The organism is Pseudomonas mucoides, assembly GCF_015461845.1.
GTDB classification, from domain to species: Bacteria; Pseudomonadota; Gammaproteobacteria; order Pseudomonadales; family Pseudomonadaceae; genus Aquipseudomonas; species Aquipseudomonas mucoides.
In genome coordinates this window covers 1,314,757-1,335,263 of the sequence record NZ_JACOPW010000001.1, presented here as the reverse complement: position 1 = coordinate 1,335,263, position 20,507 = coordinate 1,314,757, and the positions used below count along the sequence as shown (strand labels likewise).

Here is a 20,507-nt window from a genome sequence, read left to right as displayed (position 1 = left end):
GCATCGTACAGGAAATACTTGACAATTGCTTGGCTAATATCCCCTCAAAATACACAGCACAGGGCTGGAATTTATCTCAGGGTATTATCTGAAATAGGTCTCTAACACACTGTTTTAACTAACAACGTTGATGAAAATGGCCCGTGTTCGGGTGGGTTGGCAGGGGACAAAATCGCCTCGTCGGGCTGACGAGTGGCGAAGCCGTACAGGTCAACCCCTCAGGAAAATCAGGGATTGCGCAGTATTTTCGCCCGCCACCCGGCCGGCCGCCGAACGTCGCCCGCAAAACCGGGTAGAATGCCGCCCACGTAATGAGGGTATTTGAAATGGCTTTAGTCGGGCGTTACAACAGTTTGCAAGTGGTTAAACACACTAACTTCGGTTTATATCTGGACGGTGGGGCAGAGGGTGAAATCCTCTTGCCTAATCGTTATATCCCCAAAGATATTCCCAGCGAAGATGAAGACTGGCTCAACGTTTTTGTTTATCTGGACAGCGATGACAAACTCATCGCAACTACCGAAAAGCCGAAAGTTCAGGTCGGTGAATTCGCCAGTTTGAAAGTCGTTGAAGTCAACAGCATCGGCGTGTTCCTGGATTGGGGTCTGCCGAAGGACCTGCTGCTGCCGTACTCCGAAGAAAAACGCCAGATGACCGCCGGTGAGTATGTGGTAGTGCATGTCTACCTCGACAAGCACACCCGTCGCATCACCGCGACCGCGCGTCTGGACCGCTATCTGGACAAGACGCCGGCCAGCTACACCCCGGGCCAGGAAGTTGATTTGCTGGTGGCCGAAGCGACCGACATGGGCTTCAAGGCAATCATCAACAACAAGCACTGGGGCCTGATCCACAAGAACGAAATCTTCAAGTTCATGCGCGCCGGCAAAGAAGAGAAGGGCTTTATCAAAGAAGTCCGTGCCGACGGCAAGATCAGCCTGAGCCTGCAACCGGTGGGCGAAGAAGCGGCCACCAGCCTCAACTCGAAGATCCTCGCCAAGTTGCGTGAAAACAACGGCTCCCTGCCGGTCAGCGACAAGAGCGACCCGACGGTGATCACCAGTATGTTTGGCGTCAGCAAGGGCAACTTCAAGAAGGCCATTGGTGCGCTGTACAAGAATGGCCAGATCGTCATTCATGCGGATCGCATTGAACTAAGCTGACCCTGCACCAACAGTAATGAAAAGCCCCGGCCCCGTGCCGGGCTTTGCTTTTTGACTACCGGGTTTCTGCCATGGATTGTGTTGTCGAGGTGTCACAGTGAGCGCCAGCCGGCGTAGCGCCGACGGGTTTGCCCTGCAGGTGATGATCGGGTTGTGCCTGATCTGGGGCGTGCAGCAGGTAATGATCAAGTGGGCGGCACCGGACATCGCGCCGGTCATGCAGGCGGCGGGGCGGTCTGGCATGTCCGCAGTGCTCGTCGGCTTGCTGATCTGCTGGAAAGGCGGCTGGGATCAGGTCGGCGCAACCTGGCGCGGCGGTTTGCTGGCCGGCGCGCTGTTTGGCCTGGAATTCTTTTTCATTTCTGAAGGCCTGCAACTGACGACGGCCGCGCACATGTCGGTTTTCCTCTACACCGCGCCGATTTTCACCGCGCTGGGCGTGCATTGGTTGCTGCCGAGTGAGCGTTTGAGGCCGGTGCAGTGGCTGGGGATTTTCCTCGCCTTTGTCGGGATCGCCATCGCGTTTGCCGGTGGCGTGTCCTGGGATAACCTCGATCACCGCATGTTGCTGGGCGATGCGCTGGGCGTACTGGCCGGCGCCGCGTGGGGGGCAACCACGGTGGTGGTGCGCGCTTCACGGCTGTCGGAAGCGCCGGTGACGCTGACCTTGTTCTATCAACTGATCGTCGGTTTCTTCGGCCTGATGCTGATCGCGATTCTCAGCGGCCAGGTCACTCACGTCAGCCTGACCACCGTGGCGGTGGCCAGCGTGCTGTTTCAGGGGTTGGTGGTGTCGTTCTTCAGTTACCTGACCTGGTTCTGGCTGTTGCGGCGTTATCTGGCGGCGAACCTGGCGGTGTTTTCGTTCATGACGCCACTGTTCGGCGTCACGTTCGGCGTGGTGTTATTGGGCGAGGCGTTAAGCCTCAACTTCGTCATCGGTGCTGTGCTGGTCTTGCTCGGGATCACTTTTGTCAGCGCTGAGCAGTGGGTGCGCCGTCGTTTGCGCAAAGCCCTCGGGCAGTACTGAGCGGGCGCAGCAACAGGCCGCCGGCGATCAGTAATCCGCCGCCGGCAACCACCAGCGCGGGCTGCAAACCGCCACTGAAATGGCTGCTCAGGGCGGCCAGCAACGGCCCACTGAGCTGTCCCACGGCGAAGCATGCGGTCAGCAGCCCGGCGTTGCGCTGGGTGGCGTGGGGCGCCAGTTCGCGGGAGCGTTGCATCACCAGTTGCATGCAGGCCAGGAATGGCGTGCCACACAGCAGCACGCCCAACGCCAGACCCGTTCCGCTGCCCAACAGGCACGCGAAGACCCCGACAGCTTGCAGCCACAACGTGATCATCAGCCAATGGCGTGTGCCATTCGGGGATTGTCGACGCAGGCTCACCAGCAACACTCCGACAGCCGACGCCAGGCCGAAGCACGGCCAGAACAGGTCAGCCTGCCATTGCCCATGAAACTGCGCGTTGGCCATTTGTGAGAGGAATGTGGCGGGGATGATGTAACCCAGACCGTACAAGCCATAGATCACGCCCAATCGAGCGATGCCCTGATTGTTCGATGTGGCGGCGACGGGCGCAGCCGCCACCGTTTCCGCAGGTTGTGGCAGGAACGGCAGAATCCCCAGCAGCATCACCAGCGCTACGCCGGCATACACCAGCCACAGCGTCGCGGAGGTCTGCCCCAGCAAGTTCGACCCTAAAGCCAACAAACCCGTTAGAAAAATCCCCAGGCCCGGTCCGGCAAACACCAATGCGCCCAGCCGTGGACGACCGGCTGCGGCCGCTAATGGCTGGCTCAGCGCGGTGATCATCACCAGCACCCAGGCGCTGGCCACGCCGGTGCCGAAACGCAGCAGCAGATGCGACCAGAACCCGTTGGCCCAGAACGACGCCAGGGTCAGGAGCACACACAGCCACAACCCGCCCAGCAAGCGCTGACGGACTTGCGCCGGCTTGCGCGAGAACATCGCATCCAATGCGCCGACGAAGTAGCCCAGGTAATTGGCGGCGGCAATCAGGCCCGCTGCGGTCAGGTCGATCTGACCTTCGCTGAGCAAGTGCGGCATTTGCGGGGTGAGGGCGAAGCGCCCGATGCCCATGGCCATCATCAGGGCGATAAAACTGGCGGTTAAGCGAATCAACGGAGACATGGTCTGAGTTCCGGCAAAGGATCAATGACCGTCAGGCTAGGACTGATTGACTTTCTTTTAAAATGAATAATAGTGAGTAACTTGTTCTGATTTGGAGAAGATCGTGGAGTTCAGCCAATTGCGGATCTTCCAGGCCGTGGCGCAGGAGGGTTCGATCACCCGTGCCGCCGAGCGATTGCATCGAGTGCCGTCCAACCTGTCGACGCGTCTCAAACAACTCGAGGAGCAACTCGGCGTAGAACTGTTCGTCCGCGAGCGTCAGCGTTTGCAGTTGTCGCCTGCAGGAAAAGTCCTGCTGGACTACACCGCCAAGCTGTTCGCCCTGCATGACGAAGCCAGTGCAGCCGTGCAGGGTGGGCAACCGGCCGGGGACTTTGTGCTCGGCACCATGTACAGCACGGCGGCGATTCATCTGCCGCCATTGTTGGCGGGTTATCACCGCACGTACCCGGCGGTAAACCTGCAAGTGCAATCCGGGCCGAGCGGTGAATTGCTTGAAGGCCTGCTCACCGGCCGGCTGGATGCGGCGCTGGTGGACGGCCCACTGGAGCTCGCGGGGCTTGACGGCGTGCCCTTGTGCGACGAACGGCTGGTGCTGATCACGGAGGCCGATCACCCGCCGGTGCGCAGCGCGCTGGATGTGGAAGGGCGCTCGGTGTTCACGTTCCGCCAGGGCTGTTCCTACCGCATGCGCCTGGAGGCCTGGTTCGCCCACGACCATGCAGCGATGGGCCGGGCGATGGAGATCGAATCCTATCCAGGAATGCTTGCATGCGTGATTGCCGGCTCAGGCGTGGCGTTGATGTCGGAGTCGATGCTTGCCAGCCTGCCGGGCCGTGAGAGTGTCGCGGCGCACCCGCTGGCCGAGCCGTTCGCCCGCGCGACGACGTGGCTGATGTGGCGCAAGGGCATGGTCGGGGCCAATTTGAATGCGTGGATCGAGCAGCAGCGAACGGTCTATCCGTGGGCGCCGGTTGAAGCCCAGGCGATTGCCTGAACGAACGGTCAGGTATTTTGTTCAATTCAGTAACAGATCATTGCGACTTTTGATGAGCATTGCGTAGGACTTCGGACTATTATCAGTGCGAAGCGGCCTCAGAATTCCGGTCGCTCGGCACTACCCTGAAGGGGGCACCATGAAAGAGAAAATCCAAAACTGGCTGCACGACTTGGGTGTTGCACTCGGTTTGATCGAACCGCCTCTGCAACCTGTGCCTATTCGGACGGACGACGAACAGCGCCGACGCCAGCCGCGCCGCCGGTAATCGCGACGCATGTAGCAGCTGTCGAGCACCGCGAGGCAGCGTTCGGCTGCGCAGCAGCCGTAAATCCTGCATGCACGATCTACCTGACTCACGTCGAAACCTGACTCCACCGACGGCTCCGTCCGAACGCGACTCGCGCCGAACGCAGCCTCGCGGTGCTCGGTAGTTGCTACAGGGGTCAGCTGAATTTCAGAGACCGGGCACACTCAATGCCGCCCGATCTCCAGCAAAAACCGACTCAAATCATTCGCCGTCCTGGCGGTCTTGAGCATCCGGTCTTCTTCCGCCGTAAACGCCGTCAACCCCAGTTCATCTTCCAGATGGAAGATCAGGTCTTCAATGTCCGCTTTATCCAATCCCAACTCCACCAGACTGGCGTCGTCGCTGAAGTCATCGCGGCCCTCCAGCAAGCGGCTGATGAACTGATGGACGGCGAGGCGAACGGCAGCTCTTTTCATGGTTGCTCTTGGAGGGCGTTATTGTTGTTGTCCCTGCGCTTGAGTACAGCAGGCTTCAGCCGTGTGAGCGCTGCCACTCGTCAATCATCGTGCGCAAATGCTCACCGGAAAAACTGCCGAAATGCCCGCCATGCACTGTGCGGATCGGCAAGGCACGCAAGCGTTGCAAGCTGCGGGCGTAGGCATCGAGGTTGGAGTGGTAAGCGTCTTCGATCAGCGGTCCGTCATAGATGATGTCGCCGCTGAACAGCGTCTCCGTCGCCGCTTCATACAGGCTGATGCCGCCCGGTGAATGCCCCGGTGTGTGCAGTACCTGCAGCACGCGGTCACCCAAATCCAGCACATCACCTTCTTCAATCAGACCCGTGGCCGGCGCAGCCTTGACCCGGTATTCGGCGTAGCACAGCGGGCAATCGGGGTGAGCCTCGAACATGTCGTCGCCGACAAAGGCCTTGCTCAAATCGTTGTCGCCGTCCGGTGCGGCGAGGATGTCGGCCTCAGCCGGGTGCACCAGCCGTTCAGGAAACTCGTGATGCCCGGCGATGTGGTCGAAATGGCAATGACTCGCCACCGCCACCAGCGGCCGTTCAGTGATCCACGGCAATTGCTCGCGCAGGCTGACCAGTCCCGAGCCGCTGTCCAGCAGCAGGTCCTTGTCGCGGCCCTGAACGTGCCAGAGGTTGCAGCGATAGAAAGGTCGAATGTACGGCTCGTGAATCAGGCGAATGCCGTCGCTGAGCTGTTTGACTTCGAACCACTGATCGCGGCTGACGATCTTCATAAGCAGTTTCCTTCAGACGAAAAAAAACGGGTGTGGCAACCGACGCCACACCCGTCGAAGAAAGCATCAAGTCGTTATGTTCAGCTTAGGCGGCGCTGGCCAGCACTGCCGGGCGGCGGGACATCAAGCTCACCACCACGAACGCCACCAGACCTACGGCGAGGCTGTAGTAGATCGGCGAGTTGGCATCCAGACCGTCCTTGAACATGAACACCAGCGCAGTGGCGAAGCCCATGCCCATGCTGGCGATAGCGCCGGCGGTGGTGGCGCGTTTCCAGAAAATCGCGCCGATCAGCGGGATCAGCATGCCGCCTACCAGCAGGTTGTACGCCAGGGTCAGGGCGCTGATCACGTCGTTCACGACCAGAGCGATGCCGAGTACGACAAGGCCGGTCAACAGGGTGAACAGGCGGTTCATGCCCAGGCTCGAGTGTTTACCGCCGCGCAGTTTCGGCAGCAGGTCTTCGGTCAGGGTGGTGGCAGCGGCGAGCAGGCCGGCGCTGGCGGTGGACATCATGGCCGCCAGGGCAGCAGCAATCACCAGGCCACGGATGCCGTCCGGCAGGGACAGTTTGACGATGGCGGCGAAGGCGTTGTTGACGTTGTCCAGGTCCGGGATCAGTACGTGAGCGGCCATGCCGATCAGGGCGCAGGCCAGGCCGTAAAGGATGCAGTAGACGCCTGCGAACGTACCGGCGACTTGAGCCACCTTGGCGCTCTTGACGGTGAACACCCGCTGCCAGATGTCCTGGCCAATCAGGATCCCGAAGAAGTAGATCATGAAGTAGGTGATGATGGTGTCCCAGCCAATCGTGGTGAAGCTGAAGGCCGTGGCCGGCAGTTTCAACACCAACTCATCCCAGCCGCCAACGCGGTACAGGCAGATTGGCAACAGGATGAACATCAGGCCGACGGTCTTGATCACGAACTGGACGATGTCGGTCAGGGTCAGGGACCACATGCCGCCGATCGCCGAGTAGATCACTACCACGCCACCGCCGACCAGTACCGAGACCCAGAACGGCAGGTCGAACAGCACTTGCAGGACGGTGCCGATGGCGAGGATCGAAACCACGCCGATCATCAGCGCGTACGCCAGCATGATCACCGCGCTCGCGGAGCGGGCCATCGGGTTGTAGCGTTTTTCCAGGACCTGGGTAACGGTGTAGATCTTCAGCTTCAACAGCGGTTTGGCGAGGAACAGGTTCAGCGCCACGATCCCGCAACCGAGGGCCGCGCAGAGCCAGAAACCGGAAATGCCATGGACGTAGCCCAGACGCACGGTGCCGACGGTGGACGCGCCACCCAGAACGGTGGCGGCCATGGTGCCCATGTACAGGCTCGGGCCGAGGTTGCGACCGGCGACCAAAAAGTCTTCGTTGGTCTTGGCCTTGCGCATGCCGTAGTAGCCGAGTATCAGCATCGCGGCGGCGTAGATGAGTACGACGAATAAATCCAAAGCCATTGTGGCGTGTCTCCGATTGTCTTTTTTATGGTGAAGCAAAAGTATTTCTGTAGGGCATCCCTCTGTGGGAGTGAGCCTGCTCGCGATAGCGGTCTTGCAGTCACATCAATGTTGGATGTGCTGCCGTCATCGCGAGCAGGCTCGCTCCCACAGTTGGATCAGTGTCAGGCGGGCTGACGGAGTTCAGGCTTTGCCATGGTGTGGCTGCCCTTGCTGCGTGAATCATTCGGGCCAAACACCGCGGCTGTTTCCGGGAACAGGCTCAGCAGCGCCAGGTACACCAGCGAGGCCAGGCCCAGGGTGACCGGCAGGCTGATGTCGATACCGCCGGCCATTTCGCCCAATGGTCCGACAAACTGCCCCGGCAGGTTCACGAAGCACAGGCCGATGGCCGCGCTCGGGATCCAGGCACCCAGGCCACGCCAGTTCCAGCCGTGGGTGAACCAGTAGCGGCCACCTTTCTCGCCGCGGGTGAACACTTGCAGGTCATCCGGGCAATAGAAGCCGCGACGCACCACCAGGCCGATGATCATGATCACCATCCATGGAGTGGTGCAGGTGATGATCAGCACGGCGAAGGTCGACACGCTCTGCACCAGGTTCGCCGCAAAGCGCCCGATGAAGATGAAGGCAATCGACATCACACCGATCAGCAGCGTGGCCTTGACCCGCGACAGCACGCGAGGGAACACGCTGGACATATCCAGCCCGGTGCCGTACAGCGACGTGGTGCCGGTGGACATGCCGCCGATCACTGCGATCAGGCACACCGGCAGGAAGAACCAGCTCGGCGAGACAGCCAGCAAGCCGCCGACATAGTTGTTGGCGGCGATGTAGTCCGGTGCCTTGATCGCCACGATGGTCGCGGTGGCCAGGCCAAACAGGAACGGGATGAAGGTGGCGATCTGCGAGATCACCACTGCCGCCATGATCCGGCCTTTTGGTGTGTCACGCGGGATGTAGCGCGACCAGTCACCGAGAAACGCACCGAAGGAAATCGGGTTGCTCATCGCTACCAGTGCAGCACCAATAAACGCGGCCCAGAAACCTGGCTGACCCATGCTGACGGTGCCGGCGTAGTTCACATCGAAAGGACCGGCGAAGGCGAAGACACCCAGCAGGAACAGCAGGCTGGCGCTCCACACCGCGATCTTGTTGACCCACAGCAGGAAACGGAAGCCATAGATGCAAACGGTCAGCACCAGAATCGCGAACAGGCCGTAGGCCAGGCCCAGGGTCAGGTCGGTTTCCGGCAGGCCGATCAGGCGCTTGGCGCCACCGATCAGCGCATCACCCGAACTCCATACCGAGAGCGAGAAGAACGCGATGGCGGTCAACAGCGAGAGGAACGAACCGACGATCCGCCCGTGCACGCCGAAGTGCGCACCCGACGACACGGCGTTGTTGGTGCCGTTGATCGGACCGAACAGGCCCATGGGTGCAAGGATCAGCGAGCCCAGCAGCACGCCCAGCACAATCGCCAGCACACCGGCCTGAAACGACAGGCCGAACAGCACCGGGAAACTGCCGAGCACGGCGGTGGCAAAGGTGTTGGAACCACCGAAGATCATCCGGAACAAATCCGTCGGGCCTGCGGTGCGTTCGCTGTCGGGGATCTGTTCGACCCCGTAGGTTTCAATGTGCGTAAGGCTTTGGTCGTTGTTGTTTTTATTCATGATCAGCTCCGATCATAAAGGCGCGCTCATCGTGCGTGAGCGTCACCTGTTTGGCTAAGGGGTTGGCAGCCCTTCCGGCATCGCGGACAAATGTTCGTGGCAGGCCAGCCATAGGCCTTGTTGTTCTTGGCCAGACGCTTGTTTTTTGAAAACAATCGTCTCGCGCTCCTGGCTGAAGTGTTGCTCCCCTTGCATGCGCAGCTCGGTGGCCACGTCATGGATGAAAATCGCCACGTCACCCTGCAGGCTGACGAAGGCGTTGCTCGAGGTGCACGAAAGCACCTCGAAGCCATCCTCCGAGCGCCAGGTGTCCCACAACGCCTGATAGGCATCGCGCGACAGCAAAGGCTGCTCGAGGGTGTAGAAGACGAAGCTGGCATCAGTGCTGAACGCACCGAAGTAGGCTTCGCGATCGTTACGGGCGAAAGCGGACACCAGATCGGTGGCGGCTTTCAGCACCTGATCACGTTCGTTCATGACCAATCCTCAGCGGTGGACCACGCCAGGCAGTACGCAGAGCATTTCGTACAGCAGGTTGGCGGCCAGCAGTGAGGTGTTGCCGGTGGTGTCATAAGCGGGCGAGACTTCTACCAGATCGCACCCGACCAGGTCGAGGCCTTGGCAGCCGCGAACGATTTCAATTGCCTGAATGGTCGTCAGACCACCGATTTCCGGGGTGCCGGTGCCAGGTGCCCAGGCCGGGTCGATGCCGTCGATGTCGAAACTCAGGTACACCGGACCGCCGCCGACTTTCTCGCGAACTTCGGCCATCAATGGGGCCAGGGATTTGTGCCAGCACTCTTCGGCCTGAACCACACGGAAGCCCTGGTTACGGCTCCAGTTGAAGTCGTCAGCGGTGTAGCCCTGAGCGCGCAGGCCAATTTGCACCACGCGGTCGCAATCCAGAAGGCCTTCTTCGACGGCGCGACGGAAGGTGGTGCCGTGGGCGATTTTCTCGCCGAACATGTGATCGTTCACGTCAGCGTGAGCGTCGATGTGCACCAGGCCGATCTTGCCGTGCTTTTTATGGATGGCACGCAGGATAGGCAGGGTGATGGTGTGGTCGCCGCCCAGGGTCAGGGGGATCACATCGTGTTCGAGGATCTTGTGGTAGGACTCTTCGATGATCCGTACCGCGTCCAGCAGGTTGAACGTGTTGATCGCGATGTCGCCGATGTCAGCCACCGACAGCGAATCGAACGGCGCCGCGCCGGTCGCCATGTTGTATGGGCGGATCATGACCGATTCAGCGCGGATTTCGCGAGGCCCGAAGCGGGTGCCGGGGCGCAGTGAGGTACCGATGTCCAGTGGCACGCCAACGAAGGCAGCGTCCAGGCCGGCAGCGGTATCCAGGTGGGGGAGTCGCATCATGGTGGCGATGCCGCCGAAGCGCGGCATTTCATTACCGCCCAGTGGTTGGTGAAGAATCTTGTCCACGGGTAGGGCCTCATCGTCGTTGTTTTATTTATGTCGGTTGCACAGGTCAGGACAGACACAGGCACCGTTGGAGGCCGATTCTGCGAAATGTAGTGGCCGGGAAGAATCGCTACGGGCAAATACTTAGTTCAGATTTTTCTAAACTAATGGTTGGCACGACGATAGACTTGCGGCCATGTGCCGCACTCCTGTGGCGAGGGAGCTTGCTCCCGCTCGGCTGCGCAGCAGTCGTAAAATCGGCTGATGCGGTCCGTCTGACACTACGAGGTGAATGGTTGTAGGGCCGCTTCGCAACCCAGCGGGAGCAAGCTCCCTCGCCACAAAAGCGCAACACGCATGACCTTGCAAACGGAGCCCCCATGGCCAACGCTTTACCCGACCTGAAACTATTGCGCATCTTCGTCAGCGTGGTCCGCCATCAGGGCTTCGCCAACGCCCAGCAAGAGCTCAACCTCTCGACGTCGGCCATCAGCACCTACATGAGCCAGCTCGAAGCGGCCCTGGGCCTGGTGCTGTGCCATCGCGGTCGCGGTGGGTTCAGCCTGACCAGCAAAGGCGAACTGTTCCATCAGGAAACCCTGCGTCTGTTGGGCGAGCTCGAAGGCTTCGAGCAATACGCCGCCGCCCTCAAGGGCGAGTTGCGCGGCACCCTGAACCTCGGCGTGATCGACTCCACCGTCAGTGACAAAGCGTTGCCCTTCGCCGAAGCCATCGGCGCCTACAGCCAGGAACACCCGGCCGTGCATTTGCATTTGTCGGTGATGAGCCCTTACGAATTGCAACTCGGCGTGCAGGACAATCGCCTCGACCTCGCCATCGGCGCGTTCTCCACGCGCATGAGCGGCCTGGTCTACATGCCGCTCTACCGCGAACAGCACTGGCTGTATTGCAGCAGCCGTCATCCGCTGTTCACCGAGCGGCGTATCCCCGAGCAAGTCATCACCCAGCAACGCATGGTCGGCCGGGGTTACTGGAGCCAGGCGGAACTGGCGCGACACGGTTTCAAACACAGCGCGGCCACGGTGGAGAGTATGGAAGCGCAGCTGATCCTGGTGCTGTCCGGTGCCTACATCGGCTACCTGCCGGAACACTACGCCCAGGCCTGGGCGGACAAGGGCGATTTGCGTGTGTTGCTGCCGGCGACCTTTGGTTATCAGGCGCCGTTCTCGATGATCGTGCGCCGTGGCCGCAGCCGCGAACCGCTGATCCAGACCTTCCGCGATTTGCTCAAAGCACAACTGAATCAGGCTTGATCGATGTCCAGAATCCAGTGTCCCCGTTGCCTGCGTCCGCAAACTCATTGTTTGTGCGCGCTGATCCCGAGCCTCGACAGCCGCACCCGGGTGCTGCTGTTACAGCATCCGAGCGAAGTGAATCACGCGCTCAACACGGCCCGGTTGGCAGCGTTGGGCTTGAACAATGCCGAGCTGATTGTCGGCGAGGTGTTCGAAGATTTGCCGGCGTTGTTGAATCAACCGGGTTATCAGGCACGGTTGTTGTTTCCGGGTGAGCACGCGCAGCCGATGCAAACGTATACGGCGACTGACGAGCCGCTATTGCTGGTGGTTCCGGACGGCACCTGGCGCAAGGCGCGCAAGATGCTGCACCTCAATCCGCTGTTGGCGGCGTTGCCGAGGGTGACGTTGGCGGAGGGTGGAGTGTCACGATACCGACTGCGCAAGGCACCGGGGCCGGGGGCATTGTCGACGGTGGAGGCAATTGTTCAGGCGCTGCAAACGCTGGAAGCGCCGGGCTCGTTTGAGCCGTTGTTGAAACCGTTCGAGGCGTTGATCGAGGGGCAGATTGCGGCGATGGGGGAGGAGACGTTCCAGCGTAATCATGGGCCGAAATGATCGCTGAATTTAAGGGCCTCATCGCGAGCAAGCTCGCTCCCACAGGGGATTTGTGAACGACACAGATCCAGTGTGGGAGCGAGCTTGCTCGCGCTGGCGGTGAAACAGTCACCGCAAACCCAAGCCAGAGACTACCGCTCGCGCATCGCCTCAGTCCGGGCCTTCAACACCGGTTTGAGCAGGTAATCCAGCACGCTCTTCTCACCCGTAATAATGTCCACTGTCGCCACCATCCCCGGAATGATCAGCAGCGGTTTCACATCCCCGCCCAAGTGGTTTTTATCCGTGCGCACCTGAATCAGATAAAAGCTGTTGCCCTTGTCATCGGTGATGGTGTCGGCGCCGATCAGTTCGAGCTTGGCGCTCAATCCGCCATAAATCGTGTAGTCATACGCACTGAACTTCACCATCGCTTTCTGCCCCGGATGCAGGAACGCCACGTCCTGCGGCCGCACCTTGGCCTCGATCAACAGGTTGTCTTCCAGCGGCACGATTTCCACCATGTCACTGCCGGGCTGGACCACGCCGCCGATGGTGTTGACCTTCAGCACTTTGATAATCCCGTGCACCGGCGACACCACCGTCGTGCGCGTCACGCGGTCATCGATGGCGATGCTCGACGCCGTGATTTTCGACAGGTCAGTGCGTTTCTCATTCAGTTCTTTCGCTGCGTCGGAACGGAAGGATTGTTCCGACTCGTCAATCTTGCTCTTGATCTCGTTGATCGCCGATTCCGCCCGGGGAATCGCCAGTGTCGTTGCGTTCAATGAACCGCGAATCTCCACCGCACTGCGTTTGAGGCGCAGGATTTCCACCGGTGATACCGCGCCGGTGCCCACCAGCGGCGTGGACATGTTCATCTCTTGTTGCAGCAACGCCAGGCTGGAGCTGAATTGCCCCTGTTTTGAGCGGAACTCTGCCAGTTCCTGGGTTTTTTGCCGAAGTTGTTCGCTCAGCGTGCGCTGCTCACTGGCGAGTCGACGCTGGCGCTGTTCGTACAGCGAGCGCTCGTCTTCCGCCACTTGCGGGGCCTTGGCGATCACTTCTTCTGACAGTTTGAAGGGGCGTCCTTCCGCTTCCGCCGACAGGCGTTCAACCTGCGCGGTCAGTGCATAACGATCCGCTTCGCTTTCGCCTTTGTTCGACAGAAATCGCGTGTCATCCAGGCGCAACAAGGTATCGCCCTTGTTCACCATTTGCCCTTCGCGCACGAAGATCTCGGTGACGATGCCGCCCTCCAGGTTCTGGATCACCTGGACCTTGCTCGACGGAATCGCCTTGCCTTCGCCCATGGTGACTTCCTGAAGCACCGCGAACTTGGCCCACACCACCGCGCTGATAATCAGCCCGGCAGCCAGCCACACGGTAATGCGCGACCAGCGCGGGGAATCCTGCAACGAGGCACCGGCCGTTTCCGGCATGAACTCGCTCTCGGCGGTTTTGCCGAAGCTGCCGAAGTAGCCGCGGTCCTTGGAGGTGTCGGACGATGAACGGGCCATGGGTAGCTCCTAGACAGCCGCAGAGCCGACGCGGCCCTTGCGCAGTGCATCGATGACCGCTTCTTTGGGACCGTCAGCGACGATCCGTCCGTTATCCAGCACCACCAGTCGATCCACCAGGCTGAGCATCGAGGTGCGGTGCGTCACCAGCAACAAGGTCTTGCCCTCGACCCAGGTGTGGAGCTTCTGCCGCAGAACATCTTCACTGCTGTTGTCCATGGCGCTGGTCGGTTCGTCGAGCAGCATGATCGGCGGGTCGAGCAACAGGGCCCGTGCCAGCAACACCGCCTGACGCTGTCCTCCGGACAGCAATTGCCCGCGTTCGCCGACCGGGCGATCAAACCCTTGCGGATGCTGGCGGGCGAGTTCGGTGACGCCGGTCAACTCGGCCACTTCGAGCATCCGTGAATCGCTGATGTAGCGGGCGCCGAGCGTCAGGTTGTCGCGCAGGCTGCCGGCCAGCAAGGGCAGGTCATGGGCGACGTAACCGATCTGTTGGCGCAGGTCGGCGACGTCCAGTTGCCGCAGGTCCAGGCCGTCAAGCAGCAACTGGCCCTCTTCCGGTGCGTAGAACCCCATGACCAGACGCGCCAGGGTGCTTTTGCCCGAACCGCTGCGTCCGATGATGCCGATGCGTTCGCCCGGCTTCATGCTGAAACTGACGTTGGACAGCGCTGGCGCGTTCTGGCCGTTGTAGTGGAAGGTCACGCCGCTGACTTCGATCGCGCCTTGCAGTTGTGTGCGTTCCAGCGGCCGCTGTTTGGCGTCGCGCTCCTGCGGCAGGCCCATCAGCGCATCGGTGCTTTTCATGGTCAGCTGCGCTTGCTGGTAGCGGGTGATCAGCCCGGCAATCTGCCCCAGCGGCGCGAGTACGCGGCTGCCGAGCATGTAGGTCGCCACCAGCGCCCCGACGCTGAGGTTGCCGGCGATGATGCTGTAGACCCCGGCGACAATCGTTGCCATGCCGGAGAACTGCTGGATGAACAAGGTGCCGTTGGTGGCCAGCGCCGAGAGGTTGCGCGCATGGCTGTCGAGGCGGGTGAGGGCGCCGTGGGTGCTTTCCCATTTGTGCTGGCGCTCGCTTTCGGCGCTACAGGCCTTGAGGGTTTCCAGGCCGCCGAGGGTTTCGATCAGCAAGGCCTGGCGTTCGGCGCCCAGGCTCAGGCTTTTTTGCACGGTGTCGCGCAGGCGCACCTGGATCATCATCGCGAAAATGATTGTGATGGGGAACGCCAGCAGCGGAATCACCACCAGCCAGCCGCCGAGCAAACCGATCACCACCAGCATCAACACGGCGAAGGGCAGGTCGATCAGGCTGGTCAGGGTGACCGCGGTAAGAAACTCGCGCAGGCCCTGGAAGTCATGAATGCTTTGGGCAAAGCCGCCGATGGTCGCCGGGCGGGCTTTCATCGACATGCCAGTGATGCGCTCGAACAAGGTCGCTGACAGGATCACGTCGGTTTTCTTGCCGGCGGTGTCCAGCAAATGGGCGCGCACAACGCGCAACACCAGTTCGAAGCCGGTGCCGATCAGCAGGCCGATCGACAGCACCCACAAGGTCGAGGTGGCCTGGTTTGGCACCACCCGGTCGTAGGTCTGCATGACGAACAGAGGGACCATTAACCCGAGCAGGTTGATCAGGAAACTCGCCAGGATCGCATCGCTGTACAGCCACTTCGACAGTTTCAGCGTGTCGCGAAACCACGCTTCGACGCGCGGCACCAGGGGCGAGCGCAAGTCTTCGAGTTCATGGCGTGGCCGGGCAAACAAGGCCTGGCCACTGTAATTTTCGGCCAGCTCTTCACGGCTGACCCATTGTTCGCCACCGTCGGCTTCGCTGGGCAGGATCAGCACCTGACCGTTGTCACCAAAGCGTCGCAGGATGGCCGTTCGGCCGTTGTTGAGGATCAGCATCACCGGCAGGTTGAGGGCGGAAATATCCCCCAGTTCCCGGCGCAGCAGTCGCGCCTGCAAACTGGCCCGGGCCGCTGCGCGGGGCAGCAGGTCCAGGCTCAGGCGCTGTTTGTGCAGCGGTAGCCCCGCACTCAGGCTGGCGCGACTGACCGTCGCGCCGTGGAGTTTGCAGAGGATCAACAGACCGTCCAGAAGCGGGTCATCGAAGCTCAGCCGCGGATCGACACCGGTGTTGCCGGATTCCATGCTGGTCACATTGATCGCTCCAGTGAGCTACTTCAGTTCAGGCAAACGGGCTTCGTTCTTCACTTCGGTAGCGGCGATCGCATCGGCGGGCAACACCACCCGTTGCTTGCTCAGCAATTCACCCATACTGGCCAGCACGCGGTACATCGAGTATTCCTCGGTGTAGCGCACTTCGGTGTAGCGACGGTTGGCGTTGTAGAGCTCGTTTTCACTGTCGAGCAAGTCGAGCAACGTGCGTTGACCGAGACCGAACTGGTCCTGATACGCCACGCGCACTCGCTTACTGGTCTCAGCGTATTCGCGTGCGGTCGGGGTTTGTTTCTTCGCATTGACCATGGCGTTCCAGGCCAGGTGAATGTTCTCGTTGAGTTGGCGCAGGGCGTTGTTGCGGATGTCCATGGCCTGGTTGATCTGGTGCGCATCGGACGCCAGGCGTGCCTTGTCGCTGCCACCGCGGAACAGGTTGTAGTTCATCACCACACCCACGCGCCACTCGTTGTCGTGGCCTTCATCGCCTTGCACGTTGTTGTTCGCGCCCACGGCGGCTTCGGCGTCGAAGCGTGGGTAGAACGGCGACTTGGCAACTTCGTACTGGCTCTCAGCCGATTGCACGTCAGCCTGGGCGGATTTCAGATATGGGTTGTTTTCCACCATGCTCTGCTGGGCTTCTTGCAGGGAGGTGGGCAGTTCACCGCGGGTCGACGGCGGTGTTTCGAGCTCATCGGGCAGGCGCCCGACAACGGCGGCGAAGTTCGACTCGGCGTCCGCCAGATCGACTTCGGCGGTGTCGAGGTTGTTTTGCGCCAGTGCACGGCGAGCGCCGGATTGATCGGAGTCGGCGTTGCTGCCGACGCCACGCTGGGTGCGCAGGCCGATCTGGTCGTTGACGCGCAAGTGCGCTTGCAGGTTGTTGGTAGCCAGGGTCACCAGTTCGCGGCGCTTGAGCACTTCGAGGTAGACCTCGATGGTGCGCAGCGCCAGGTCCTGAGCGGTGCCTTGAGCGTAATAGGCCCGGGAGTTGACCACGCCTTTGGTGCGTTCGACTTCGTTCGCGGTGTTGAAACCGTCGAACAGCATCTGCCGCAGGCGCAGTTCCGACTGGGTGTAGTTGAGGATTTCGGTGTGGTGATTGCCGAATGCCCGGGTGTTGGTGTTATCGCTGTACCCGCGCCCGTAGGCGGCGTTCAGATCAACAGATGGATAAAAGCCCCCCTTGGCCACTTTCACCTGTTCATCCGCGGACAGGCGCGAATCCACGCGCGAGGCCAGTTCCGGATGGGTTGCGATAGTGCTCTGGATTGCCTCGGTCAACGACATGGCTTGAGCGCCGGAAGTGCAGGCCATGGCCAGCAGAACCGCGCTGCAGAGGGGGGTTAAAACGCGCATGGGTGCATCTCCCTGAATTCCTGATGGTGCTTATCAGTCGCCAATTATTTGACGGCATTTATAGGTAAAACCGTTTCACCCTTGTAACAACAGAGCTAAGAACATTCTAGAGAATAGCTAAGAAATTTTTCTCATAACCCTTATGCCAAAAAAAACTTATGCCGTCAGCAAAATCCAGCACATTGTTCAATACGAAAGCCTTTGAATTACGAGCTTTAGGGAGCTTTCAAAGGTTTCAGGAAAAGTTCCATCCACTTATCGACATAGGGCGGAGAAGTGCTGGAGGGGAGGGACGCGTAACGAGTTGTGGTGACGGTTTTTTGTCACTTTGATGAGTCAGGATCGTTACGCATCGCTCACCGGGCAAGTGCGACGCAATTGGGCCTTCGAAGCCATTGATTGCAGAGGGGTTTATCCCGCAGTCGCCGATGTTGCCGGTGAGCGACACGCTGGGCGAGGACATCGCCAGGGCAGCGGCTTACTCAGGTAAACGCGTCCTGCAGGCGATCCGCGCAGCCACCTGCTTTCAAACCATGAGCACATTCTTCGCTAAAAACAGGATGCCGACAGCGGTTGGCAGCGGAGGAAATGCACATGGCTACGCTCATCGGTATCGTCAGTAAAGTCATTGGTCAGGTGTTCGTGGTCGCGAGCGACGGTACCCGGCGCGCGGTGATCGAGGGCGATCATTTGTTCGCTGGCGATCAACTGGTCACGGGGGCCGAAGGCGCGGTGGCGGTCCATCTGCAAAATGGCAAGGAACTGACCCTCGGGCGTGGCAGCAGCATGCAGATGGACCCGCATCTCCTCGCCAACGAGTCGCCGCACCTCGGCACTTCAGAAGCGGTCACACCGAGCGAAGCGCAACTGACCGATGTCGAGCAACTGCAAAAAGCCATCGCGGCGGGCGCTGACCCGACGCAAACCGGTGAAGCCACTGCGGCCGGGCCGAGCTTCACAGGGGCGCCCAGTGGTGCGCAGGGCGGTGGTCACAGTTTTGTCATGCTTGAAGAAGTGGGCGGGAAGGTCGATCCGACGATTGGCTTCCCGACCGCTGGATTTGGCGGTATTCCTGAATTCCCTGAAGAACGCCATAACGCCGATGTCCAGCAGAACGCCGACGGCACCCCGGCCGTCATCGCTCCGCCACCAACGCCGGTCAATAACCCGGTCACGCTCGATGGCTTGTCGGTGGCGGGTGGCGAACTGACCGTCAACGAAGCCAACCTGGCCGACGGCTCAGCGAGCAATCCGGGCGCATTGACCCAGAACGGCACGTTCAGCATTTCGGCGCCGGACGGGCTGAGCAGCTTGAGCATCGGCGGTATTAACGTGATCACCGGTGGCGTGGCGATTGGCTTTCCGCAGTCGATCACCACGCAACTGGGTAACACCCTGACCATCACCGGTTACAACCCGGCCACAGGCGTGGTGAGTTACAGCTACACCCTCAACGGCAACGAAACCCATTCGGCCGGCGACGGCGCCAACGCTCTCAGCGAACAGTTCACCGTGGTGGCCGGCGACAGCAACGGCGACACCGCCACCGGCACGCTCGACGTCAACATCACTGACGACGTGCCCAAGGCTGTCGATGACAGCAACGCCAACACCGCGTCGGAAACCCTGCTGACCCTGACCGGCAGCGTGCTGCCAAACGACACCCAGGGTGCCGACCGCATTCCCACGGGCCCCAATAGCGGCCCGGTGATTGGCGGCACCTTCACCGGCACCTACGGCACCCTGGTGCTCAATCCCAACGGCACCTACACCTACACGCTGAACACCAGCGATGCCGATTTCAAAGCGCTGCACGGCGGCGGTAGCGGCACGGAAACCTTCACCTACACGCTGACGGATGCTGATGGCGACACCAGCACCGCCAACCTGGTGCTGCAGATCCACAACAACGACGATCCGGTGACGATTGGTGGCCTCAATATCGAGGGCGGCGAACTGACCGTCTTCGAGAAAAACCTGAGCCTTGGTAGCTCACCGGATTCCACCGCGCTGACCCAAAGCGGCACCTTCACCATCACCGCCCTCGACGGCGTGCAAACCCTGAGCGTTGGCGGCATCAACGTGGTGGTCGGCGGTGTGTCGTCAGGCTTCCCGCAATCCATCACTACCCCGTTGGGCAGCACGCTGACCATCACCGGGTTCGACGCCACCACCGGCGTGGTCAGTTACAGCTACACCCTGGCCGACAACGAAGCCCACCCAACCGGCAATGGCGCGAACACCCTGCCTGAGCAATTCGCCGTCACCGTGGTCGACGACAACGGCACCACCGCCAATGGCACGCTCGATGTGAACATCGTCGACGACCTGCCCAAAGGCGTGGACGACAGCAACGCCGGCACCGCGTCGGAAACCCTGCTGACGCTGAACGGCAACGTGCTGACCAACGACGTGCAAGGCGCTGACCGTGTGACCGTCGGCGAAAATGCCGGCCCGATCACCCCGGGCACATTCGCCGGGACTTACGGCACTTTGGTGCTGAACGCCAACGGCACCTACACCTACACCCTGAACACCAGCGATGCCGATTTCAAAGCGCTGCACGGCGGCGGCAACGGCACCGAGAATTTCACTTACACCCTCACCGATTCGGACGGCGACACCAGCACCGCCACGCTGGTGCTGCAGATCCACAACAACGACGATCCGGTGACCATCGATGGCCTCACCGTCAACGGCGGCGAACTCACCGTCTATGAGAAAAACCTCGGCGACGGCAGCAGCCCCGATGCTCCGGCGCTGACCCAAAGCGGCACCTTCACCATCACCGCCCTCGACGGTGTGCAAACCCTGAGCGTTGGCGGCATCAACGTGGTGGTCGGCGGTGTGTCGTCAGGCTTCCCGCAATCCATCACCACCCCGCTGGGCAGCACGCTGACCATCACCGGGTTCGACGCCACCACCGGCGTGGTCAGTTACAGCTACACACTGGCCGACAACGAAGCCCACCCAACCGGCAATGGCGCGAACACCCTGCCTGAGCAATTCGCCGTCACCGTGGTCGACGACAACGGCACCACCGCCAATGGCACGCTCGATGTGAACATCGTCGACGACCTGCCCAAAGGCGTGGACGACAGCAACGCCGGCACCGCGTCGGAAACCCTGCTGACGCTGAACGGCAACGTGCTGACCAACGACGTGCAAGGCGCTGACCGTGTGACCGTCGGCGAAAATGCCGGCCCGA

The 20,507-nt window shown here is 60.9% G+C and carries 17 protein-coding genes; 7 read left to right on the top strand and 10 right to left on the bottom strand.

The features are described 5' to 3' along the window. Positions 1-326 precede the first annotated feature (326 nt). Positions 327-1,163, top strand: coding sequence for a CvfB family protein (locus H8F22_RS06290; protein WP_027925817.1), 837 nt, complete (start codon positions 327-329; stop codon positions 1,161-1,163). Between the two features lie 97 nt (positions 1,164-1,260). Then, positions 1,261-2,193 (top strand): DMT family transporter, encoded by a 933-nt coding sequence (locus H8F22_RS06285; RefSeq protein ID WP_059181411.1) that lies wholly within the window; start codon positions 1,261-1,263, stop codon positions 2,191-2,193. Here the strand turns inward: H8F22_RS06285 and H8F22_RS06280 are convergent. After that, positions 2,138-3,319, bottom strand: a complete 1,182-nt coding sequence (locus H8F22_RS06280; RefSeq protein WP_059181410.1) for an MFS transporter — start codon at positions 3,317-3,319, stop codon at positions 2,138-2,140. The two genes, H8F22_RS06285 and H8F22_RS06280, sit on opposite strands and share 56 nt — an antisense overlap. Positions 3,320-3,422: 103 nt before the next feature. Here H8F22_RS06280 and ptrR point away from each other — a divergent pair, with 103 nt between their 5' ends. Both ptrR and H8F22_RS32870 read left to right on the top strand, forming a co-directional pair. Then, positions 3,423-4,316, top strand: coding sequence for a putrescine utilization regulator PtrR (gene ptrR, locus H8F22_RS06275; RefSeq protein ID WP_027925814.1), 894 nt, complete (start codon positions 3,423-3,425; stop codon positions 4,314-4,316). Between the two features lie 139 nt (positions 4,317-4,455). Continuing rightward, a complete protein-coding gene (locus H8F22_RS32870; RefSeq protein ID WP_003184145.1) occupies positions 4,456-4,584 on the top strand; it encodes a PA1414 family protein in 129 nt (42 codons plus the stop codon). A 206-nt stretch (positions 4,585-4,790) separates the two neighbouring features. Here H8F22_RS32870 and H8F22_RS06270 read toward each other — a convergent pair whose 3' ends face one another. The 6 genes from H8F22_RS06270 to speB form a co-directional block, all read right to left on the bottom strand. Further along, on the bottom strand, positions 4,791-5,042 hold the full coding sequence (locus H8F22_RS06270; RefSeq protein WP_027925813.1) for a phosphopantetheine-containing protein: 252 nt from the start codon (positions 5,040-5,042) through the stop codon (positions 4,791-4,793). Between the two features lie 55 nt (positions 5,043-5,097). After that, the gene (locus H8F22_RS06265; protein ID WP_059181409.1) at positions 5,098-5,823 is read right to left on the bottom strand and encodes an MBL fold metallo-hydrolase; all 726 of its coding nucleotides are present in this window, start codon (positions 5,821-5,823) and stop codon (positions 5,098-5,100) included. 85 nt (positions 5,824-5,908) lie between these two features. Beyond that, on the bottom strand, positions 5,909-7,288 hold the full coding sequence (locus H8F22_RS06260) for a sodium:solute symporter (protein WP_027925811.1): 1,380 nt from the start codon (positions 7,286-7,288) through the stop codon (positions 5,909-5,911). Positions 7,289-7,452: 164 nt separating this feature from the next. Continuing rightward, the gene (locus H8F22_RS06255; protein WP_027925810.1) at positions 7,453-8,964 is read right to left on the bottom strand and encodes a purine-cytosine permease family protein; all 1,512 of its coding nucleotides are present in this window, start codon (positions 8,962-8,964) and stop codon (positions 7,453-7,455) included. A gap of 54 nt (positions 8,965-9,018) precedes the next feature. After that, complete coding sequence (locus tag H8F22_RS06250) at positions 9,019-9,441, bottom strand: YybH family protein (RefSeq protein WP_194939846.1); 423 nt, start codon at positions 9,439-9,441, stop codon at positions 9,019-9,021. A gap of 9 nt (positions 9,442-9,450) precedes the next feature. Then, positions 9,451-10,401, bottom strand: a complete 951-nt coding sequence (gene speB, locus H8F22_RS06245; protein ID WP_027925808.1) for an agmatinase — start codon at positions 10,399-10,401, stop codon at positions 9,451-9,453. Between the two features lie 359 nt (positions 10,402-10,760). Here speB and H8F22_RS06240 point away from each other — a divergent pair, with 359 nt between their 5' ends. Both H8F22_RS06240 and H8F22_RS06235 read left to right on the top strand, forming a co-directional pair. Beyond that, positions 10,761-11,654, top strand: a complete 894-nt coding sequence (locus H8F22_RS06240) for a LysR family transcriptional regulator (RefSeq protein ID WP_007945995.1) — start codon at positions 10,761-10,763, stop codon at positions 11,652-11,654. Positions 11,655-11,657: 3 nt separating this feature from the next. After that, positions 11,658-12,254, top strand: a complete 597-nt coding sequence (locus H8F22_RS06235) for a tRNA-uridine aminocarboxypropyltransferase (RefSeq protein ID WP_027925807.1) — start codon at positions 11,658-11,660, stop codon at positions 12,252-12,254. A gap of 131 nt (positions 12,255-12,385) precedes the next feature. Here H8F22_RS06235 and H8F22_RS06230 read toward each other — a convergent pair whose 3' ends face one another. From H8F22_RS06230 to H8F22_RS06220, 3 genes are read right to left on the bottom strand one after another with little or no spacing between them, the layout of a single operon-like run. Then, positions 12,386-13,753 carry an HlyD family type I secretion periplasmic adaptor subunit gene (locus tag H8F22_RS06230; protein WP_027925806.1) on the bottom strand — a complete coding sequence of 456 codons (1,368 nt, stop codon included), beginning with the start codon at positions 13,751-13,753 and terminating at the stop codon, positions 12,386-12,388. Positions 13,754-13,762: 9 nt separating this feature from the next. Further along, positions 13,763-15,922, bottom strand: coding sequence for a type I secretion system permease/ATPase (locus H8F22_RS06225; protein WP_027925805.1), 2,160 nt, complete (start codon positions 15,920-15,922; stop codon positions 13,763-13,765). An 18-nt stretch (positions 15,923-15,940) separates the two neighbouring features. Further along, positions 15,941-17,299, bottom strand: coding sequence for a TolC family outer membrane protein (locus H8F22_RS06220; protein ID WP_027925804.1), 1,359 nt, complete (start codon positions 17,297-17,299; stop codon positions 15,941-15,943). Between the two features lie 594 nt (positions 17,300-17,893). On the opposite strand from H8F22_RS06220, the gene H8F22_RS06215 reads away from it, so the two are divergent. Then, on the top strand, positions 17,894-20,507 hold a 2,614-nt coding region (locus tag H8F22_RS06215), incomplete at its 3' end, for a retention module-containing protein (RefSeq protein ID WP_194939845.1).